14 protein-coding genes and 1 tRNA gene are annotated in these 19215 nt (G+C 32.8%); 4 read left to right on the top strand and 11 right to left on the bottom strand.

Translation table 11 applies throughout. From position 1 onward, the window contains the following. Positions 1-2: 2 nt before the first annotated feature. From ERX46_RS08600 to ERX46_RS08550, 11 genes are all read right to left on the bottom strand, one after another. Positions 3-611 (bottom strand): class I SAM-dependent methyltransferase, encoded by a 609-nt coding sequence (locus ERX46_RS08600; protein ID WP_130093456.1) that lies wholly within the window; start codon positions 609-611, stop codon positions 3-5. Then, positions 611-1585, bottom strand: coding sequence for a glycosyltransferase family 2 protein (locus ERX46_RS08595; protein ID WP_130093455.1), 975 nt, complete (start codon positions 1583-1585; stop codon positions 611-613). The genes ERX46_RS08600 and ERX46_RS08595 overlap by 1 nt, the downstream gene beginning before the upstream one ends. Beyond that, the gene (locus tag ERX46_RS08590) at positions 1585-4920 is read right to left on the bottom strand and encodes a glycosyltransferase (RefSeq protein WP_130093454.1); all 3336 of its coding nucleotides are present in this window, start codon (positions 4918-4920) and stop codon (positions 1585-1587) included. Before ERX46_RS08590 ends, ERX46_RS08595 begins: the two co-directional genes overlap by 1 nt. Continuing rightward, the gene (locus ERX46_RS08585; protein WP_130093453.1) at positions 4920-6614 is read right to left on the bottom strand and encodes a class I SAM-dependent methyltransferase; all 1695 of its coding nucleotides are present in this window, start codon (positions 6612-6614) and stop codon (positions 4920-4922) included. The genes ERX46_RS08590 and ERX46_RS08585 overlap by 1 nt, the downstream gene beginning before the upstream one ends. Next, entirely contained in the window at positions 6611-7876 is a 1266-nt protein-coding gene (locus tag ERX46_RS08580; protein WP_130093452.1) for an O-antigen ligase family protein, read from the bottom strand. The genes ERX46_RS08585 and ERX46_RS08580 overlap by 4 nt, the downstream gene beginning before the upstream one ends. Beyond that, positions 7876-8961 (bottom strand): glycosyltransferase, encoded by a 1086-nt coding sequence (locus tag ERX46_RS08575; RefSeq protein WP_130093451.1) that lies wholly within the window; start codon positions 8959-8961, stop codon positions 7876-7878. The genes ERX46_RS08580 and ERX46_RS08575 overlap by 1 nt, the downstream gene beginning before the upstream one ends. Beyond that, positions 8962-9783, bottom strand: coding sequence for a glycosyltransferase (locus ERX46_RS08570; protein ID WP_130093450.1), 822 nt, complete (start codon positions 9781-9783; stop codon positions 8962-8964). A gap of 585 nt (positions 9784-10368) precedes the next feature. Next, positions 10369-10444, bottom strand: a tRNA-Met gene (locus ERX46_RS08565). Positions 10445-10592: 148 nt separating this feature from the next. Continuing rightward, positions 10593-12035: a pyridoxal phosphate-dependent decarboxylase family protein gene (locus ERX46_RS08560; RefSeq protein ID WP_130093449.1), complete on the bottom strand. Its 1443-nt coding sequence runs from the start codon at positions 12033-12035 to the stop codon at positions 10593-10595. Beyond that, positions 12020-13501 carry a cysteine--tRNA ligase gene (gene cysS / locus ERX46_RS08555; protein WP_130093448.1) on the bottom strand — a complete coding sequence of 494 codons (1482 nt, stop codon included), beginning with the start codon at positions 13499-13501 and terminating at the stop codon, positions 12020-12022. The genes ERX46_RS08560 and cysS overlap by 16 nt, the downstream gene beginning before the upstream one ends. Before the next feature lie 221 nt (positions 13502-13722). After that, positions 13723-14679 (bottom strand): NAD-dependent epimerase/dehydratase family protein, encoded by a 957-nt coding sequence (locus tag ERX46_RS08550; RefSeq protein WP_130093447.1) that lies wholly within the window; start codon positions 14677-14679, stop codon positions 13723-13725. Positions 14680-14969: 290 nt separating this feature from the next. On the opposite strand from ERX46_RS08550, the gene ERX46_RS08545 reads away from it, so the two are divergent. The 4 genes from ERX46_RS08545 to ERX46_RS08530 all read left to right on the top strand — a co-directional run bounded on the left by ERX46_RS08545 (position 14970) and on the right by ERX46_RS08530 (position 19160). Beyond that, positions 14970-16220 (top strand): OmpA family protein, encoded by a 1251-nt coding sequence (locus ERX46_RS08545; RefSeq protein ID WP_130093446.1) that lies wholly within the window; start codon positions 14970-14972, stop codon positions 16218-16220. A gap of 18 nt (positions 16221-16238) precedes the next feature. Then, a complete protein-coding gene (locus ERX46_RS08540; RefSeq protein WP_130093445.1) occupies positions 16239-16718 on the top strand; it encodes a hypothetical protein in 480 nt (159 codons plus the stop codon). Between the two features lie 175 nt (positions 16719-16893). Beyond that, positions 16894-17754: a hypothetical protein gene (locus tag ERX46_RS08535; protein ID WP_130093444.1), complete on the top strand. Its 861-nt coding sequence runs from the start codon at positions 16894-16896 to the stop codon at positions 17752-17754. A 224-nt stretch (positions 17755-17978) separates the two neighbouring features. Then, positions 17979-19160, top strand: coding sequence for a hypothetical protein (locus tag ERX46_RS08530; protein ID WP_130093443.1), 1182 nt, complete (start codon positions 17979-17981; stop codon positions 19158-19160). Positions 19161-19215 lie beyond the last annotated feature (55 nt).

The raw sequence follows: 19215 nt of genomic DNA, 5'->3' as shown, positions 1-19215 counted from the left end.
ATTCAGTCTTTAATTTGTTGCAACATTACATCGCAAAACATATTTGGGTGGAGTGCAAAAAAGAGCATTTCAAAATTATTATTTGTCATAAACTCATTAGTCGCTTGAACTACACCGTAATCTTCTTTCGTGAAATGATCATATTCAATATAATCATTCATGATAATAATCCCGCCAGATTTTAGTACTCTATAAGCTTCTTGGAGGTCTTTTACCACAGAATTATAATCATGAGCAGCGTCAATATAGATCCAATCGAAATAATTTTCATCAAATGTATTTAACATGTTCCAAGAAAGCCCTTTCATGACCTTTACTTTTTCTCCGTGGGAGCTGAATTTATCTTTGATATATGATTCATGATTCTTTTTAGTAAATCGCTTCATATGATCATAGTCATTAGAGTAAAAGGTGTCAATTAAAACCAGTTCAGAAGGCTCTGTAACCGCTAAAAGATGTTCAGACCAATCTCCTCCTAAAACTCCAACTTCAACACCTTTGCTGTTTTTTGGAAGATGTTTTAAAAGATGATATCTATCTGTTAAAACTCTACAGTTTTGAACATGTTTTTCTTTTAGTCTAACAACTGGTTTTAGATTTTTAGGACTCATTATTTTAATTTTAATATTTTGAATACTTTACCAAGTTTCAAATACCAATTTGGTAAGTTTTTATATTGAGATGAATACCACATGGAAGTTTTCTTCATTTCAGAATCGTACCATGTAACAAGTTCTCTTTTTTCGTTATCAAAATGAGTTACTTTATTAGAAAGTGCAATAATTAGTTCTTCTTTAAATTTTGAGTAAAGATCTAAATCAATATCTTGATTTTTGACATAGATACGATTTCTTTGAAGAATAACCTTTTCTTTTTTATCCCTGTTAAAGGAGTCGTAAACACCCGTTGTAGTGTTAGGAAGAACACTGTGATATTCGTCTTTTGTAGCCGAAATATAAGCATTACTATCAACTACATCCCAAGGAGTTTCTTCGTTTGTAAATCCAGCTCTTGCACATCGGGTAGTGAAATCTACATGTCCCATACCTCTAAAACCAAAGGAATGAACATCCATAAAGCCTACTTTTTCAATTATCTGAGGGCTTAGCGTGTAAAAGAAACCATGTGCATGCATCGTTGGTACTCTGCCGATAAGCGCACTACCTTTTTCTAAAATAGGTTTTTCTAAAAATTGCTCGGTGCTCCATTTTTCATCACAGAAAACCAGATGATCATTTCCTAAATTCAAGGCAGCATCATGGTATAAATGATCCCAGCCAGATTTCAAAAAAGTAACATCATCATCTACTTTAAAGCAAAAGTTAAAATCGACGTTCTTTAAGTGACTCAAAATAGTGTTCATTTGTTGATGCACACCTATGCGATTGTTTTTCAGGATAATGATTTCACAATTCTCAAATTCTAGCTGATCAAGGTATTCTAGTGTACCATCGTCTGAACCATCATCGGCAATAACAAGTTGCCAAGCAACGTCGTTTGACTTTGTTCTGTTCCATGTGTTCAGGCACTCAATGAGGTACTCAATACGGTTGAAAGTTGTTATGGCTAGTATAAAATGCTTCACTAAAAACTTTTTTTAATTTTGATTCTTCTAAAGATACCACCAACTTTTAAATACAAATTTGGAAGATGGTCGTAAGTTCTAGAGTACCATGATTTCTGTTGTTCTAGGTCTTTAATGACTTCTTTAAGTTCCTCTGCTTTTTCTTTCATCTCCCTAAGGGCTAAGCTCTCTAGATGAAATAGGCCATCTAATCTTGCTAACTCCGCTTTACATTTATTTATTTCTAAATCCTCGTCATTCTTTTTAGAATGTGCAGCAATAGGTGAAGTTTTTCCAATTTCATTAATTTTTGATAAGTCCGGGCTATAATTCTTTTTGTTTTGTGTTTTTTTCTCGACGTCAAGTTTATCAATAACTTCTACTACTGAGTACTTAAAATCGGCTTTTGATTCAAAATAGTTTAAGAAATTCTCATCACTATCAAATAGATTTTTAGCTTCATGCCAGTTGCGGGAATAAATCAATTTTTGTTCTTGAAACGAGAATTTTTTAATGTCTGGCACAAACCTTGACAGAAATTTTTCTTTTAATTTTGCAATATCTTCATTAAACACTCTATTGGTTGTTTCAGATGTAACGGGATTTAAGTGCACTAAAACTTCTTCAACAACGCCAATTTCAAAATGTCGGAAAAATCGAATATTGAATTCTAAATCTTGATGTCTGTTAAACGTCTCATCAAATCCATTTATTTTTTCTAATGCTGATCTGCGATATAATGCTGTATTTGTATGTAGGTAATGAGATTTAAAGTCCAAAGAAAGAAGTTCAAAGGTAAGTTTGCCGGGTTTGAACCTTGTTAAATCAGCTTCTTTTGCATTCCAACCAAAATAACCACAATAGACTCCACCAAATTTTTTCTCTAAGGATTTAAGGTTTTCCAAAGATTTTTTAATTTTCTCGGTTAAGTAGATGTCATCATCATCTAAGAAGCATATATACTCACCTGAAGAATGCAAAAATCCAGTATTTCTTGCGGCTGCCCCGTTTAAGTTCTTTTCATGAGAAATGTATTTAATCAAATGCTTACTTTGAAATTCTTGAACAATTTTCGCCGTCTCTTTTTTTATTAAAGAATTTGCAGGGTTATCATCCACTACTATTATTTCAATTTTCTCGTATGATTGAGAAACTATTGAGTTTAAGGCATTCGATAAGTTGGTGCTCCTACCGTGGGTTGGAATGATTACAGTGACTAATCCATTGTTTTCAACCCTACTTCTTTCGACATTGCTGTAAAGACTAGTTATTTTTTTTAAACCGTTTGTTTCTAAACTTTCATTTTCAATCTGAAAAGAGTCCGTATGAAGGAAAGAAGATATTTTGTCGTATATAAGCTCATCTGTTAGCACTAAATCATTAGAAAGAGAAAAAACAAAATCACTGGTTAAACCTGTATTAGAATTAACTTCCTTCGTAAACGCTATTTTGTTTTCGTCTAAATATAAGTTTTGATGAATAGGTCTGAGTCCAGAACTTGAATTTATGAACCAACGCACATCAAATACTTCATTTAATTTAGAAGTTGTAACATTGATGTATTTGAGATTTCGTTTTGAATTGATGATTATTGATACCGAGAATTTCTGGGGTGGAAATTCGTAATCAGATAAATTCCATTTCATTTTCAAACTGTGCTTAAATTGATCACGCTCTTCACGAATTGTACTGCTGGTTACATTAGGCACGCAAATATTTGGAAATGAAACAAAGCATTGTTTTTGATATTTTTTATAGAGACTACCTATTGGTATATGGTCAAAAGGTGCATCAAAATAACTTTGAACTTCAATCAGTTCGTCGTAAACACTTTTATGAATACCTAATGCAAAAGCACCACAGGTCTCAAGATTTATAGGGTGATAATATCCTTTTCTTTCGGAATTTTCAGGGATTTTATCCCAACTATATTGGGATGCTCCTAAAAGGAGTAATTTCCAATTAGAATCAATAGCCTCAAAGAAATCTTTAAGTTTTGATTCAAAATTATCAACTAAAATAGCGTCGTCCTCAAAAACAAGTATAGATTCATATCCCTTACTTTTTGCGTCTAACAGAATCGAAATATAGGACTGTATAACACCTAAAGCCCCGGGTGACTCGATGAACTTACTTCCTCTATTTTTTTCTATGTTATCATATTCATGGAAATGTTTAAACGAACCTATACCACGTTTTAAGTAATCATTATATTTCTTTTTATTTGATTCTGAATACCCATTTGTAGCTTCCCAAACTTGAAAATTTATGTTTTCATCAATGAGTTTTTTTGAAATTGTGTACTTCCGCTTTTCATAAAAAGGAAGATTAATAACATATATTTTATCAAATTTAAGGTTAGCGATGTGAGTATGATTGGCAAAATCAAATTTTAATAGTTTAAGAACTTTCTTTTTTAGTTCAGCAAAATGAAGATCGTATTCAAAGGATTCCAGGTTTTCATTAATAAATGTCGCTGCTTTTTTACCTTCAGTAAAATCTAGTTTGAATTCTTCAGCCTGTAAAAAATGTAAAAATTCTTTTAGGGCAACTGACTTAAGATTATTACTAAGATTCCATGATCTCAACATATGTCCCCATCTATTCAACAAAAGCGTTGAAAATATTTTTGGATTACTTATTTTTTCACTCAAACTAACAAGTACTTTTGTTAAGTCCTTTATATGTTTAGAAGTTGTAGTTTGTCTTGTGATTGAGGCTCCGTCAAGTCTGTAATTGTAAAGTGTTTTAGTTGTAAATTCTATTTCGGAAAAATAGTTAATTGCCTGAGGAGTAAATTCCAAATCCTCATAATATAAATCTTCTTTAAACTTTAGGTTACGCAGCATTTCACGCGGAAAAAGCTTATTGCAAGCTGAAGGAATAATTTCATCTTTGGCAAACATTTCAAGAGCTTTGTCTTTTTGGATTATTTCATTTTTTGATGGTGTATAATTCCATACCGTTGATCCGTTCTTTTTTGCTGCTAAACCAAATACAAGAATTCTATTATTTTTCCTTGTGTGGGGAATTAAATAATCAAGTGATTTCTCAGTTAAGGTATCATCAGAGTCTAAGAACAGGATATATTTTCCTTTAGAAGCTCGTATTCCTGTATTTCTTGCACCACCTAAGCCTTTATTTTTTTTATGCCTAATTAACTTGATATTGTAATCGGGGAAGTTTTCTATGAAGTTATTAAATATTGAAGCGGAATTATCTGGCGAACAGTCATCAATGCCAATGATTTCAATTTCGTTTAAGAATGCTGCGTCATTATGTAATAACAATGACTCAAGACATTCGGATAAATACTGCTCTACATTATAAATTGGAATTATGACACTTATTTGCATTACCGTAACGTTTTATTTTTTTTTGTAAATTTTACAAACCCTTTGTTTGAATTATTATAATCAAGATTCAAGTTAAATTGATTCTTCCATTGTTTTGCAATTTCTTGTTCTTCATCTCTATTAGCATCATCTAAATAAATAATAGTGTTTAAAGAAACTGTTGATATTAGTATTGGTAATACAGGATAACGGGCAAGATGCTGAGTATCACCTGGAGGGCCGTCAACTGATATGATTGCTAATTCCTTCGGGAGTTTAACCTTCTCAATGTCATACCAAAGCCATTTTTTCCCAGCTATAACGTACTCTTTTAAAGGACAGTAGTGTATTTCACAAATATCCTCTAACTTATGTTCACGAATTAAACTTATCGTTTTATCATAATATTCTTTAGAGTGTTCAAGTGAAATTACTCTTCCTTTACCGCACTTTTTAATTGCTGCTCCGTAGAGCACTGTAGATATACCTGAACCAATATCCAGAATGGTTCCACCATTATTTAAAAGTATGCTGTTCACGACTTCCGACGCATAATCTGAACTTACGGTCCAATCATGCATGATGGGTAAACGGCCCTCAAACTTTAACAAATGGTAAATAGAGTGCAACGCATCCAATCGGATATATGTATTATTTAATTCCTTTCTTATTGCATAATATTGATCGTTTGAGGTCCTTAAAATTTCATTTTTCAAAATTATTTCAATGGAAGAAATATTCTTTCTTTGTTTGTCTAAAAAGTTCCCCATTTCTTCCTGAATAAAACTATTCAGTTCAGATTTACTTTGTTTCATTTTGGCACCTATTTCAACCAGCGCTGTACTACTTTCAAGCCTTGAAGTATCTATTTTACTCAGTACCGTATCTATTTTTGGTAGAATTACTTCTTCTAAATCTTTGATTTCACTTGAGGTTTTCGTGCTCTCTTGAGCTATCGTTGTAAATATTTCATTTACAATATTGTTTAAATCGAGATTTTTAGTTGTTATCAGCTGTGAAATTTTTTCATTACTTTTATTTACCTCTTCGCTAACCGTTGCCTTTATCGTGTTTAGTTTTTCATTGTTCTTAGCTATTGCCTGACCTATTTGCTCTAGCTTTAGAATCATTGAATTATTATTTGTATCGATTTGAGTAAATCTAGTAAAAAGCTTACTTGTCTTTTCATTAACTACTTCCTCTAAATTTTTAAGATAATCATTATTTTCATCCATTTTTTCGATGGAATTTTCTGATAGCTTCTCGGTTTTTTCAAGAGCAGATCCTATTATTTTGTGCTTTCTTAAATTCTCATCATTATTGTGATTTGTCTGCTCCCTGAGTAAGTTAACTGAATCTAAAATTGCTTCACTTTGACTGAAAAGAGGGGCTATATTTTTCTTATGTGAGTTTTTTATTTCATCAATAATGGTATTTTCAAATTTCTCAATCCTTTCAAGATTTTTAGAAATTGATCTTGACACTTGTTTCGAAAAGTTTATTTGCTCTGTTTCTGTTTTTATGAAGCCATCATTAATCCATTTGTAAACTGTTATGATTAAGTATAGTATTATTAATAGTAACTCAGAAATAACTAGAGTAGAAAAGAGATTAAATAAATCTATTCCATAATAGAAACCAGTGATGTGTACTATTATGTTTAAGACTGATAGAGTCAGTATTATTAATCTTGTATGTTGATAGAATATTTTCATAAACTGAATGTGTTATTTTTTATTTTACCGCTGAAATACACCAATATACTCAATAATAGACTGATAAAAACCACTCCTTGATTACGCCCGAGTATATTTTCCGTTAGGCTTGTGGTCATATAAATCAATAAAAATCCAAATAGCAACCAATGCTTTTTTTGAATGGAATAACGTACAAAATAGAGCAAGTGTAAGGTGTAAGCAAGAAGTCCTAAAACCCCTCCTATTAAAGTAAAGTGGAGGTATTGGTTGTGTGTATTATAATAGTTTGATTTAGCGAGAATGAAGTTTTTTTCTTTATATATTTCTTGTAATTCCTTTTGTCCGTCACCAATTCCATAACCAAACAGCGGCTTTATTTTGATTGCGTCAAGGGTACATTCCCAAATGGCAAGCCGAGTATTTAAACCGTTCCAGTTTTCTTTTTTAATTTCTCCGTTAAAATGATTTATCGGGTTTGGGTTATCGAATTTGTATTCGATATGCTTAATACTTTGAAACCTTTTGAGAACTTTAGGAAATGAAAATAACAGTACTACACCCATTAGAACAAACCCTGTTGAAAATAATATAAGCTGACTCCTTCGAAGGTGTTTGGCCATATACGCTATTGCGAAAGTTACAATCATTAATGCAGTAAGAGCAATAGCAATTCTACTGGCTAATAAGTACTGTGTGCAAATGAGAAGTATAAATGATACTGAACCTATAATACGTGCTGTATTGCTCTTAATTTCACCTTTTTTCAAGAGTGCAAACAGTGTTAACAGTGCTACATTTATAAAGAATCCATAGTATACCGCCTGTTTGCCTAAAATGGAGACTAAGTTATCATTATAAAAAGCTCCAGTATCATTAAACACTAGGTAGCTTGAGTATTGGTTTACAAACCCAATAACAGGTAAGAAGGCAACAAGCAGAATCATACATTTTAGGAAAAGGATTATGTCCTTTCGCTCAATGTTAGTTAAGCCAATCATTATCGGGAAAATTAGAATTGATAATCCGATTTCCAGTTTTTTCCAAGCAAAATGTAGATCCTCTGAATATATAATTGATACAGTGTAAACGAGAAAAGGGATGATAAGAATCCAGAATAGTTTATTACTTAAAAGTACTTTTAGACGAGAAGCCAAGTTCCCCAAGAATAATACAACGACAAAAATAATTAACGTAAATATTCCAGTGAAATACATCGCATTTGAAAGATGTATTGCCAATAGGGCAATTAATAAAAGAGTGACTAATCTAGACTTTGACATTATTTTGCTTTAATTTTTGTCAATTTCTTATATAATTCTCTATAATTCTTAGCACAAATGTAATTGTTGTAGTTTTCGTACATTTTTTGAGAATTATCAGACATTCTTTTAATCTTTTGTGGATTATTCTTGAGCTCTTCTATGTATTTAATCGCTTGTTTTTCAGAATGAAAAGTGTAACCATTCGTTCCGTCTTCCACTAGATCCACATTTCCAGAGCAATCGCTTAAAATTAAAGGTAGTTTGAAAGACATTGCTTCAATACCAGACAAAGGCAGTCCCTCCCATAAGGAAGCGGATAAATAGAGGTCTGCACTTTGTAAATGCTCGAATACCTCTTCTTTTGTGCGCCAACCTAATATGTTAATATTGTTAGCTTTTAAAACGTTTTTCAATTCCCCGTCGCCTATCCAGTTAAATTCGATAGACGAATCACCTACAAAGTGTTTGGCGATTCTATTAATTACTTCCGGATTTTTTTGTGTTGTAATTTTTCCATTTATAACTACGCTTAATTGTCTCTTTTCCCTAGGTAAATTTTTCTTCACACTTGCGTCAATGGTTATCCCATTTCTTATCACTCCGGTGTTTACAGAAATATCTTTGTACGCATCGTATTCTGATGGAGAACAACTTACAATGTTTACTCCAGATCGATAGATGCACTTCTCAATTATTTTGAATAGTTTAATTTTTATTTTTGACACGTCGGTTCTTAAGAAAGAAACGGCATTTGGGGTATATACAACATTTGATTTCCCATTGATAAAACTCCAAAAACTTCCAATCGTTCCGGCTTTAGATGAGTGCAAATGTAAAATGTCAAATGAATACTGTTTTAATAGCTTTTTTAAACTAAAATAACTTTTTAAGTCCTTAAAAATCCTTATTTCTCTTTGTGCATGTTCCCAACGAACAAATTTCACATTGCTACCGTACTCATCAATAATAGATTTCAGTTTTCGATTGTCATCTCTTTCACCATGAATTATTATATGCTGATCATTGGGCATGCCTGTTACTAATTCACGAATGAATGTATTTATTCCTGTAGCAAATGGTTCTACGACGTGAATTATAGTCATCTATGAAAAAACTTTTTTCTTTAATAAAAAAACAAGTTTAGCAGGAGCTACAAGTAGCAGGAAGTTGTATAAGAAGCCGTAAAGCTGGTAAATATCCTTTTTACCATATGCATTGATGACTTTTATTTTACTTCTATTTTGACTTTTTCTATTTTTTACAGAAATTCCCTCAATATTATAATCTACATTAGTTAAATACTTTGGAATGTTTGCGGTTTTATAGTTTTTGGAAATATTAAAGAAGTAGGCATAATCCTCAGCATCCGTATATTGGTCAGGATACTTTCCTAATTCTTTAACTACAGAAGTTCTGAACATAACAGTTGGATGTATAAAGTTACAACGGACAGACATCATCTTCATGATTTTTTTATGATCTACTGCGGGTTTAAACTTAAACACTTCATTATTTGAAGCTTGATCGATCCATTTTGCCCACGAACCAACTAACATTGTTGTATCGTTCTTATCAAAGTATTTTTCTTGTAGAAAAAATCTATTTACCACGCAGGTATCGCCGCAATCAAGACGTGCTATGAATTCATATTGGTTTAATTCTAGAATAATATCTAGACCTCGATTTAGAGCAGATGAGATCCCTTCATTTTTTTTTGATAAAAAAAGAATTATTTTAGAGTTTTTTGTTGAAATTTTTTGTAATTTTAACAGGTCTGGAACCTGAGATGATGTACTACCATCATCTATTATAAGAATATCAATAGCTTGGGAATGATTGACTGATTCAATTGATTTTTCAAGACCTTTTAAGTTATTATAATGTGGAATTAGAATTACTGTTCTTGCTTTATAAAGCTTGTTCATATAATTTCGAGTCAATTAGTATATTAATTTTATATTAATATTTAGTTAACGCTGTAAAGTTACATTAGTTGTCTTAATTGACAAGTTTTGTTGGTCTGGTATTTTCTGTATTGTATAGTGTTTCTGCCCTTTTGAGGGGTGGATTCGTGTCAATACATTTACAGTCAGTCCTCTGTGTTTGGAGTAAGTGCTCTAGTTATTTTAATAGCTAGTGGTAATTTACTATAATATATTTTTTGGTTGACTTCCGTTTTGTAAATAAGGGGGGACTGCATTCTGATTTTTCAAAATTCAACTAATACGCAACTGTTTCACATCGATAAACTTCTCATCTAGTGTTATTCGAAAAAAAAACTGTAAGATCAAAAATGGCAACGGGTTTCTGTATTGGTTTAAGAGATTGAAAAAGAGTAGTCAGGCCAAGAATAAGGTATAGTCCAAAACTTGGCTTTCGCTTTGTTTCTCATTCTGCTCGAAGTAACGGTGGACAGGATAACCTATGTCAGTCAGCTGACGGATAAAGAGTCCGACAAGCAAACCTAACAAAACCAAAAACGGCAATTGATTTCTCAATTGCCGTTTTAATGGTAGCGGGGACAGGACTCGAACCTATGACCTTCGGGTTATGAGCCCGACGAGCTACCAACTGCTCCACCCCGCAATATATCTTTATGTAACTTATTATCTAATTTTGAGCGCTATTGCGTAACGCTTTCCGTATCCAAACGGGTTGCAAAGATACTTAGATTTAATTGATTTCAAAACATTTTAAAATAATAATTTCAAAATAAATTGTAAATTAAAGATTGTTAGCTTCTTATCTTTGATAAATTTTCTAATAACATGTCCAAGGCTTTGTCAATTTCGGCTTTATGCGTTCTGAAAGAGAGAATCGCCATACGGATTACGAATTTATTTTCAATTTTAGTGGAAGACATGAATACTCTACCATCATTGTGACAAAGCGACATCAGTTTTCGATTGAGTTCGTTTTCATTTTCGCCAAATGGATACCAGAAATAACTCACCGATAAATCGGGAGTTGGTCCAGTTTTGAAACCTAGCTTCTCTACTTCGGTTCTGAAATAAGTCGTCAATAAAAGTTTTTCTTCAAGTGCGGCTTTAAATGGAGCAACTCCATGCGTTTTTAGTGGAAGCCACATTCTTAAAGCCCTGAAATGCTTTGTTAACTCTGGAGAAACATCGGACGGATCTAAAGGTGATTCCTCGGCTAAACTGTCTTGCATATAGTTTGCTGTAATTCTATTGGATTCAAAAACAGCTTCAGCATTTTTCACCAAGACTGCTCCAATTCCATAAGGCAAAAACATTCCTTTGTGCGGATCAGTAATAATAGAATCTGCTTTTTCGATGCCTTTGAATTTAACTTTTGCAGTATCTGTTAAAATGAAAAATCCGCCATAAGCCGCATCGACATGAAACCACAGCTTATTTCTTTTGGCAATTCCAGCCATTTCATCTAAGGGATCAACTGCTCCAGTATCTGTTGTTCCAGCGCTTCCAATTAAAATTGAAGGCGTTAATCCTTCTGCTTTATCTTTCTCAATTTGAAGCTTCAATTCCGAAAGATTCATTCTATGAAATTCATCAGTCGGAATTGCTCTTAAAACCATTTGATGTAAACCCAAAATTCTTAGCGCTTTGTGAGCAGAATGATGTGTTTGGGCGGACATGTAAACTACCGAATGTTTTATATTATCGAGAATTTCTTTGTGATCTCTCGCTGCTCCCAATGCAATTAAATTAGCAATTGAGCCGCCAGAAGTTAGATTTCCAACAGCAGATTTTGGAAAACCATAAACAGATTTCAACCAATCTAAACATGCGTGTTCCATTGCCACGGCTCCGGGAGAAGCATAATTTACTCCGCTATATGCATTGCTGATTGCTGCTAAATAATCGCCAATCGCAGAAGTGTAAATTCCTCCGCCTGGAATATATCCCATGTGTCCACCTGAAGCTGCAACGATTCCTTTCGGAAGCATGTCATTTTCAATTGTAGCTATGGTTTTTGAAGTATCTTCCGGCGTGTCTTTTAAGGTATATAAATCAAGATCAGATGGACTTCCGTCATACGCTTTTTGATCTTCGAGACTTTCTAAATGCCTTTCCGTTAATGCGTGATAAGAACTAAAAATTTCTTTTCTTTTTTCAGCATCCGGAGAAATCTCTTTGACTTGTTCTTCTAATTTTTTAAGCTGTTCTGTTATTGATTCTATTGAATTTTCCATGTTGCACCTTCTTTATCGTCTTTTACAACGATTTTTGCTTCATTCAGTTTGTCTCTAATCGCATCAGCAGTTGTCCAATCTTTATTTTCTCTTGCTTGTTGACGCATTTGAAGTACTAATTCCATAACAGTGTCAAGACTCTCATTGTTTGCTCCTTTCTCTTCTGAAACAACTGTTAAACCTAGCACGTCGAATACGAATTCATTCATTGCAAAAGTCAAAATCTTTTTATCTGGAGCAGAAATAGTTTCTTTTCCTGAATTTACAGACTGAATGAATTTAGCCGCATCAAATAAATGAGCAACTAAAACTGGTGTGTTAAAGTCATCATTCATTGCGTTGTAGAATTTCTGAATTAAACCTTCAACATCAATAGATGATTTTTCGCTGGTTCCGATTTCCTCCAATACTTTCATCGCTTCCATTAAACGAAGGAATCCTTTTTCAGAGGAATTTAAAGCTTCTGCACTGAAATCTAAAACACTTGCATAATGCGCTTGCATCATAAAGAAGCGCACAACTATCGGATGATAAGCACGACCTAAAGTTTCGTTATCTCCAGAGAATAATTCCTCAGGAAGCAAAGTGTTTCCTGTCGATTTACTCATTTTTTTACCGTTCAAAGTCAGCATGTTGGCGTGCATCCAGTAATTTACTGGTTTACTCCCATTTGCGGCTGTTCCTTGTGCGATTTCACATTCGTGATGTGGGAATTTTAAGTCCATTCCACCTCCATGAATATCAAATTGTTCTCCTAAATATTTTGTGCTCATTGCAGAACATTCCAAGTGCCATCCTGGAAAACCTAATCCCCAAGGTGAAGGCCATTTCATGATGTGTTCTGGTTTTGCATCTTTCCATAAAGCAAAATCAAGTGGAGATTTTTTCTCTTCTTGACCATCTAATGAGCGTGTTCCAGCAACTAGATCTTCAATTTTTCGTTTTGAAAGTTCACCGTAATTATTTGTTTCATTGTATTTTTCAACATCAAAATAAACAGATCCATTCACTTCATAAGCAAATCCATTTTCTATAATATCGAGAATCATTTCGATTTGCTCGATAATATGACCAGTTGCTGTTGGTTCAATACTTGGCGGAAGATTATTAAATTGATTCAATACTTTATGAAAATCTAAAGTATAACGTTGAACGATTTCCATCGGTTCCAACTGTTCTAATCTCGCTTTTTTAGCAATTTTATCTTCTCCTTCTTCCGCGTCATTTTCAAGGTGACCAGCATCAGTAATATTTCTAACGTAACGAACTTTGTAACCTAAATGCAATAGATAACGATAGATTACATCAAAGGAAATAAACGTACGACAGTTCCCCAAATGAACGTCACTGTATACAGTTGGTCCACAAACATAGAGTCCAACAAAACCATCTAAAATGGAATTAAAGATTTCTTTTTCACCCGTTAAAGTGTTGCTTATTTTGAGTTCGTTTGTTTTATAATTCATGAAATATTTGTTTGAAAAATACAAATGCTAAAATACGAAAATTAGCATAATAAAAGTGCGTGATTCGATGCTTGAAATTCTTCAATAAATTAAAAAAGATACTGAAGTGAAAAATAAATGTTCAATATAATATTACTTAGTGTCCGCAAGAAAACTAATCATTTTCAAGTCTTTTATAAGAAAACTTCACAAGCCATGTCTTTGAAGTTTTCTTGCAAAGACTACTTATTGAACATGAGTTCTGTGTCGACATTTTCCAACATCACACCAACCAATTTTTTTAAGTCATACTCATGTTTCCATCCCCAGTCTTTTTGAGCACTTTCATCATTGATAGATTCTGGCCAAGAATCAGCAATTTTTTGTCTAAAATCTGGTTCGTATCCAATTTTAAAATCTGGAATTTGCTTTTTGATTTCTTCCTTCAAATCTTCTGGCGTAAAACTTACTCCTCCTAAGTTATAAGAACTGCGAATTTTGATTTTACTTGCAGGCGCTTCCATTAATTCAACCGTTGCACGAACTGCATCGTCCATATACATCATTGGAAGAGTTGTTTCTTCATTCACAAAACATGTGTATTCTGAATTTTGTTTAGCATGATAGAAAATGTCAACTGCGTAGTCTGTAGTTCCACCTCCAGGAAGCGTGCTGTAGGAAATTAATCCTGGGTAACGAATACTGCGTACATCAACACCATATTTTTCGTGGTACCAAGCACACCATTGTTCGCCCGCTTGTTTAGAGATTCCGTAAACCGTACTTGGCTCCATGATCGTATGTTGCGGTGTGTTTCTCTTCGGAGTCGTTGGACCAAAAACAGCGATAGAACTTGGCCAAAATACTTTCTTGATATGACCGTCTTTTGCTAAATCCAAAACATTGAAAAGTCCATCCATGTTTAATTTCCATGCAAATTTCGGATCTTTTTCAGCTGTTGCAGACAATAAAGCAGCTAATAAATAAACATCAGTGATTTCTTTGTCTTTTACAATAGAAGATAATTTATCGTTATCAAGCACATTCAGGGCAACATAATTGGAGTGTTTTAATGCTTTCGGGCAATCGTCTTTGATGTCAGAAGCCCAAACAGCATCTTTACCAAATTTCTCTTCCAATAATAGCACAAGCTCTGTCCCAATTTGACCTCCCGCACCGATAACTAAAATCTTTTTCATAGCTTACTTTATTTATAAGTGCGAATATAATGACTTGGCACGACTATAGAATTAAACCATGTGTTTTTTTTATGGAATTGAGAATTGGGGTTTCAAGAATTGATTATTGAATAAATGGGTGTTTTTTTAAGCGGTTTTAATATTTGGTTTAATCATTAAATCAGAATATCCTAGAGTCTATATTTTCATAAATAAAATTCAGTGGACTGACCTATGTCATTTCAAAGGCGAAAAAGTAGCGGTTACTTTGATAAGAATTCAAAAAACATTTTTTTTAAAAATCACTAAACATGAAACTATTATTTCCTAAAGTCCTTTTATTTTTTGGATTATTTTTTTTAACACCTAACTATTCTGAAGGTCAAATTTTAAATAATTTAAAAAAGAAAGCCGAAAAGAAAGTTGAAAGTGAAGCCGAAAAACGCAGCGAACGCCGAATAAATGAAAAAATTGATGAACAATTTAATAAGGCAGAAGATGTATTAGATGGCAAGAAGCAAACCAATAAAAAAGAAGTTAAAAAAGGTGAAGAAACTTCAGAAGAATTTGAGGATACCTTAAAAAAACCAAACGTTGTTTGGAGCAAGTTTGATTTTATTCCTGGCGAAACTGTAATTTTTGAAGACGGACCAAGTAAGGATGAAGAAAATGGTGAATTTCCGAGTAGGTGGGATTTAGTAAAAGGACAAGTTGAAATCGCAAGCATTGATGGCGAAAATGTAATAATGTTTATTGATGGGTCTCCTGAAATTGTGCCCTATATAAAAAATTCCAAAGAAGATTACTTACCTGAAATCTTTACCATAGAATTTGATTTTTACAAACCTTTTAATGGAAATAGAATAACAGTTTACTTGTATGACACGAAAAATCAAAAGAGAGATCAATATGATATGTATATGGATGTCAGTTCGGGTGGTGTGGATGAAAAATTAAGTAAGGTAAAAGGTGAAGTTCCAGAGATAGATTACAAAAACGTTAAAGATGCCCGTTGGATTCACGTTTCCATTGCTTTTACAAAAGGTAAATTCAAAGTGTATATGGATGATACGCGAGTAATAAATGTTCCTCACTATCAAGGAAATCCAACTGGTCTTAGCTTGCAAGCATATTGGGCAGAATTGGAAGAGGATAAGCCTTTTTATTTTAAAAACATTCGCATTGCCAAAGGAGGTGTAAAATATTACGACAGGGTTTTATCAGAAGGAAAAATCATTGTAAACGGAATAAAATTCGATGTAAACAAAGCGACTTTAAAAGCCGAAAGTATGGGGCCAATCAATGAAATTCATCAGTTAATGCAAAAAGAATCAGACCTAAATTTTAGTGTTGAAGGACATACCGACAGTGATGGAGGAGATGAACTCAATATGACATTATCTAAAGCCCGAGGAAAAGCTGTTATGGATAAATTAATTGAAATGGGAATTGATAAAAAAAGACTTAAATCTGATGGTTTTGGAGAAAGCAAGCCTATTGATAATAATAACACTCCAGAAGGAAAAGCGAATAACAGACGTGTCGAATTCGTAAAATTTTAAATTAATAAAAAATAAATTATGAAAAAGTCAATTTTAGTACTCACAGTTTTATTAGGAGTTTTTGTTTTCGCCACTAGTTCTTGCAAAAAGGATGAAGTTGAAGCTGTACTTCCTCCAACAGTAGAAGTAAAAGGAAGCTATGAAGTTTATTTGGATGGGGTGTTGTTTAAAGAAGCAACAAATGCGGAGGTTGGGTTAATTAAAGATGCCCAAGGTAATTATGTAAATACCGTCAATATTGGTATGGGCAGTAATTTCAGTATCGTTGTTTCTGGTTTTCCAAGAGCAGTTAATGGTGTAGAAAATAATGATTCCGATAGCGATCCAGGGGTTAGTATTACATCAGGAACAGATTATTACGGAACAATTTCAGGGACAATGACGCGTACATCAGTAAGAAAAATTTCATTTGAAGGTACCTGCACCAATTTCATGAGCTCACAAGATTATGCGATAACAGGATTTGTAGAATCTAAAGCTTGGGAGGTGATAAAGTAATAAACCAATCTCTCTTTTGGAGTGAATAGTACAAGACGTTTATTGAGCAGAACAATACAGGAGTGCATATTTAAAGCATATTTAAAGCATAAAATAGTATGCACTTCTGCTCTTTAAATAAATGAAGTGTTTCTAAATTTTAAAAAGAATAAATAAAATTTTAAGTCTTTTAATCATGAAAAAATTAAGCATCATAATTTCTTTAGCAATTATTTTAATTAGTTGCAACGGAACCAGTCAAAACACCATAAAACGATATGATGTAAAATCAGGAATAGTAAACTATAAAACAACCGTTAATGGTGAAATTATGGGGAGCAAAATATCAGGAAGTGGAGTTGAAGAACTGTATTTTAAAGAATATGGATCCATTGAATTAAAAGAACTGAAATCTTCGCAAACGACATACATTAAACTTTTCGACAAAGAACAAAATGAAACAACAGAAACACACAATATGACCAAAATTGAGAATGGTCTAATTTACACTGTTGACTTTAAAAATGAGCTTATAATATCAACTGAAAGTGCGGCAATGATGTCAATGGAGGACAATGCCGATGCCCAACAAACAGGAAAAGAAATGATGATAGCAATGGGCGGAGAAAAAATTGCTGACGAAACCTTTATGGGGTATGACTGCGAAGTTTGGACACTCCTAGGTGCAAAACAATGGTTGCATAAAGGTGTGCTTTTAAAACTTGAATCTAATCTTTTAGGGATAAAAACTTTAACAGAAGCAGTTTCTATTAAGTTCAATGTATCTGTGCCAGAAGACAATTTCAAATTACCAAATTATAAAATTCAAGAATCTGCCAATCAAATGAATAATGATGATTTCAATGGGAGTATGATGGACGATGAAATGAATGGTGAGATGGATAAAGAAATGGAAAAGTTATCAAAAATGAGTTATGAGGAATGGAAAAAAGGGGCCATCGCCAATGATGAGGAAATGAGCGAAATGAGCGAAGAAGAACTACGACAAACTTATGATATGATTCAAAAAATGATAAAAATGCAACAAAAGGAATAATAAAAAAACTGCTCTGAAAAATTGGATAATCGCATCATTTTTTTCTGCAAAACCCTTGGGTATCTGCAAGACTTTAAAAGTAATGATGAGGGAAACGCCTTCTTATTAAAGTTAAAATAGCTAGGCAGTTATGGATTGATGACCAGCACCATTATTTTATTAAAACCAAGCAGAACAAAACATTAACGATAAAAGAATTTAACAGTTGTACTAAATAGATTATTATGAAAACATTGGCAATCACAGTTATTATTATTCTTTGTAGCTTTTCTTCAAAAGCGCAAGAAGCTAAAATTATTGGAAGTTGGCTTGTAACCAAAGTTGAAACTGCTGATGAGACTCAAAATCCATTCGTGATTAAAGAATACAACAAAGACGGAAAAATGCTAATGATGGGAATGGAAATAGGAACCTGGAATTACAACAAAAAAAGCAATGAAATTGAAATGAAATCTGATATTGACAAAGATTTTAATGGAAACGATAAAATTTTAATTCTTACGGATAAAGAGCTGATTGTTGAAAAAGAGGGTGTAAAAGTAACCTATCTAAAACTAGATTTTAAAAAAATAGTTGAGCAAAATAAAGTTTCAAAATTAGCAGGATCATGGAAATTAGAAAATGAATTTGATGAAACACAATTACTGAAAATTGAACTTCCAGACGTCTTTACATTAACTGAGGTTTCTCCTATTAGTGATGCTTTAACAACAACTAAAGGAACTTGGGTTTATAATTCAGAAGAAAAATCAGTGTTATTCATTGGTAAATCAAGATTATTGAAAGGGAAAAGTACAATAAAAGAGCTTTCAGAAAATGGATTTATCCTAGTTAAAAATGGAGAAGAAATAATTGGCCAAAAAGAAACTTCAACAATGGATATTGAAAAATTATCTTTCAGTTTTGAAGATTTCACAGAAGAATCTAACGAAAATTCACCCTGGACAAACTTAGATGCTTTGTTAAATGAACTAGAAAACACTACTTATTTAAAGTATAAACAAAGTGAGTTAATACCGAATACTTCATCTTTTAGATACACTACCTTGTTGTCTAAAATCGACATAAATTTAGAAGAGAGAAGCATCAGTTTAGTCAATTTAAGCATTTCTCAAAATGATACTGTTCAATTTTCTGAAAGCTATAAAGACGAAATGTATAATATGTACAACGACTTTTTTCCACAAGAAGAACCTGACCCTTATAGAATGGCAACAACTGAAAGCATAACTGTTCCTGCTGGCGAATTTAACTGTAAAGTTTTTGAAGGTTTCGATGGAGAAGCTAAAGTTAAATATTGGATGATTCTTGACAAACCGGGTATTTACGCAAAAATAATTCGCGAGGAAATAGGCCATTTTGATGAGTTAGAATATTCAATAATTGAATTAGTAGAGATAAAATAATCTAAAAGTTAGATTAAACAACACATATAAAACAACATATATAAAACAAGATATT

The organism is Brumimicrobium glaciale (assembly GCF_004152935.1).
In the GTDB taxonomy this organism is placed as follows: domain Bacteria; phylum Bacteroidota; class Bacteroidia; order Flavobacteriales_D; family Crocinitomicaceae; genus Brumimicrobium; species Brumimicrobium glaciale.
Note: the sequence above shows the minus strand (reverse complement) of the source record. Positions and strands in the feature narration are given on the sequence as shown.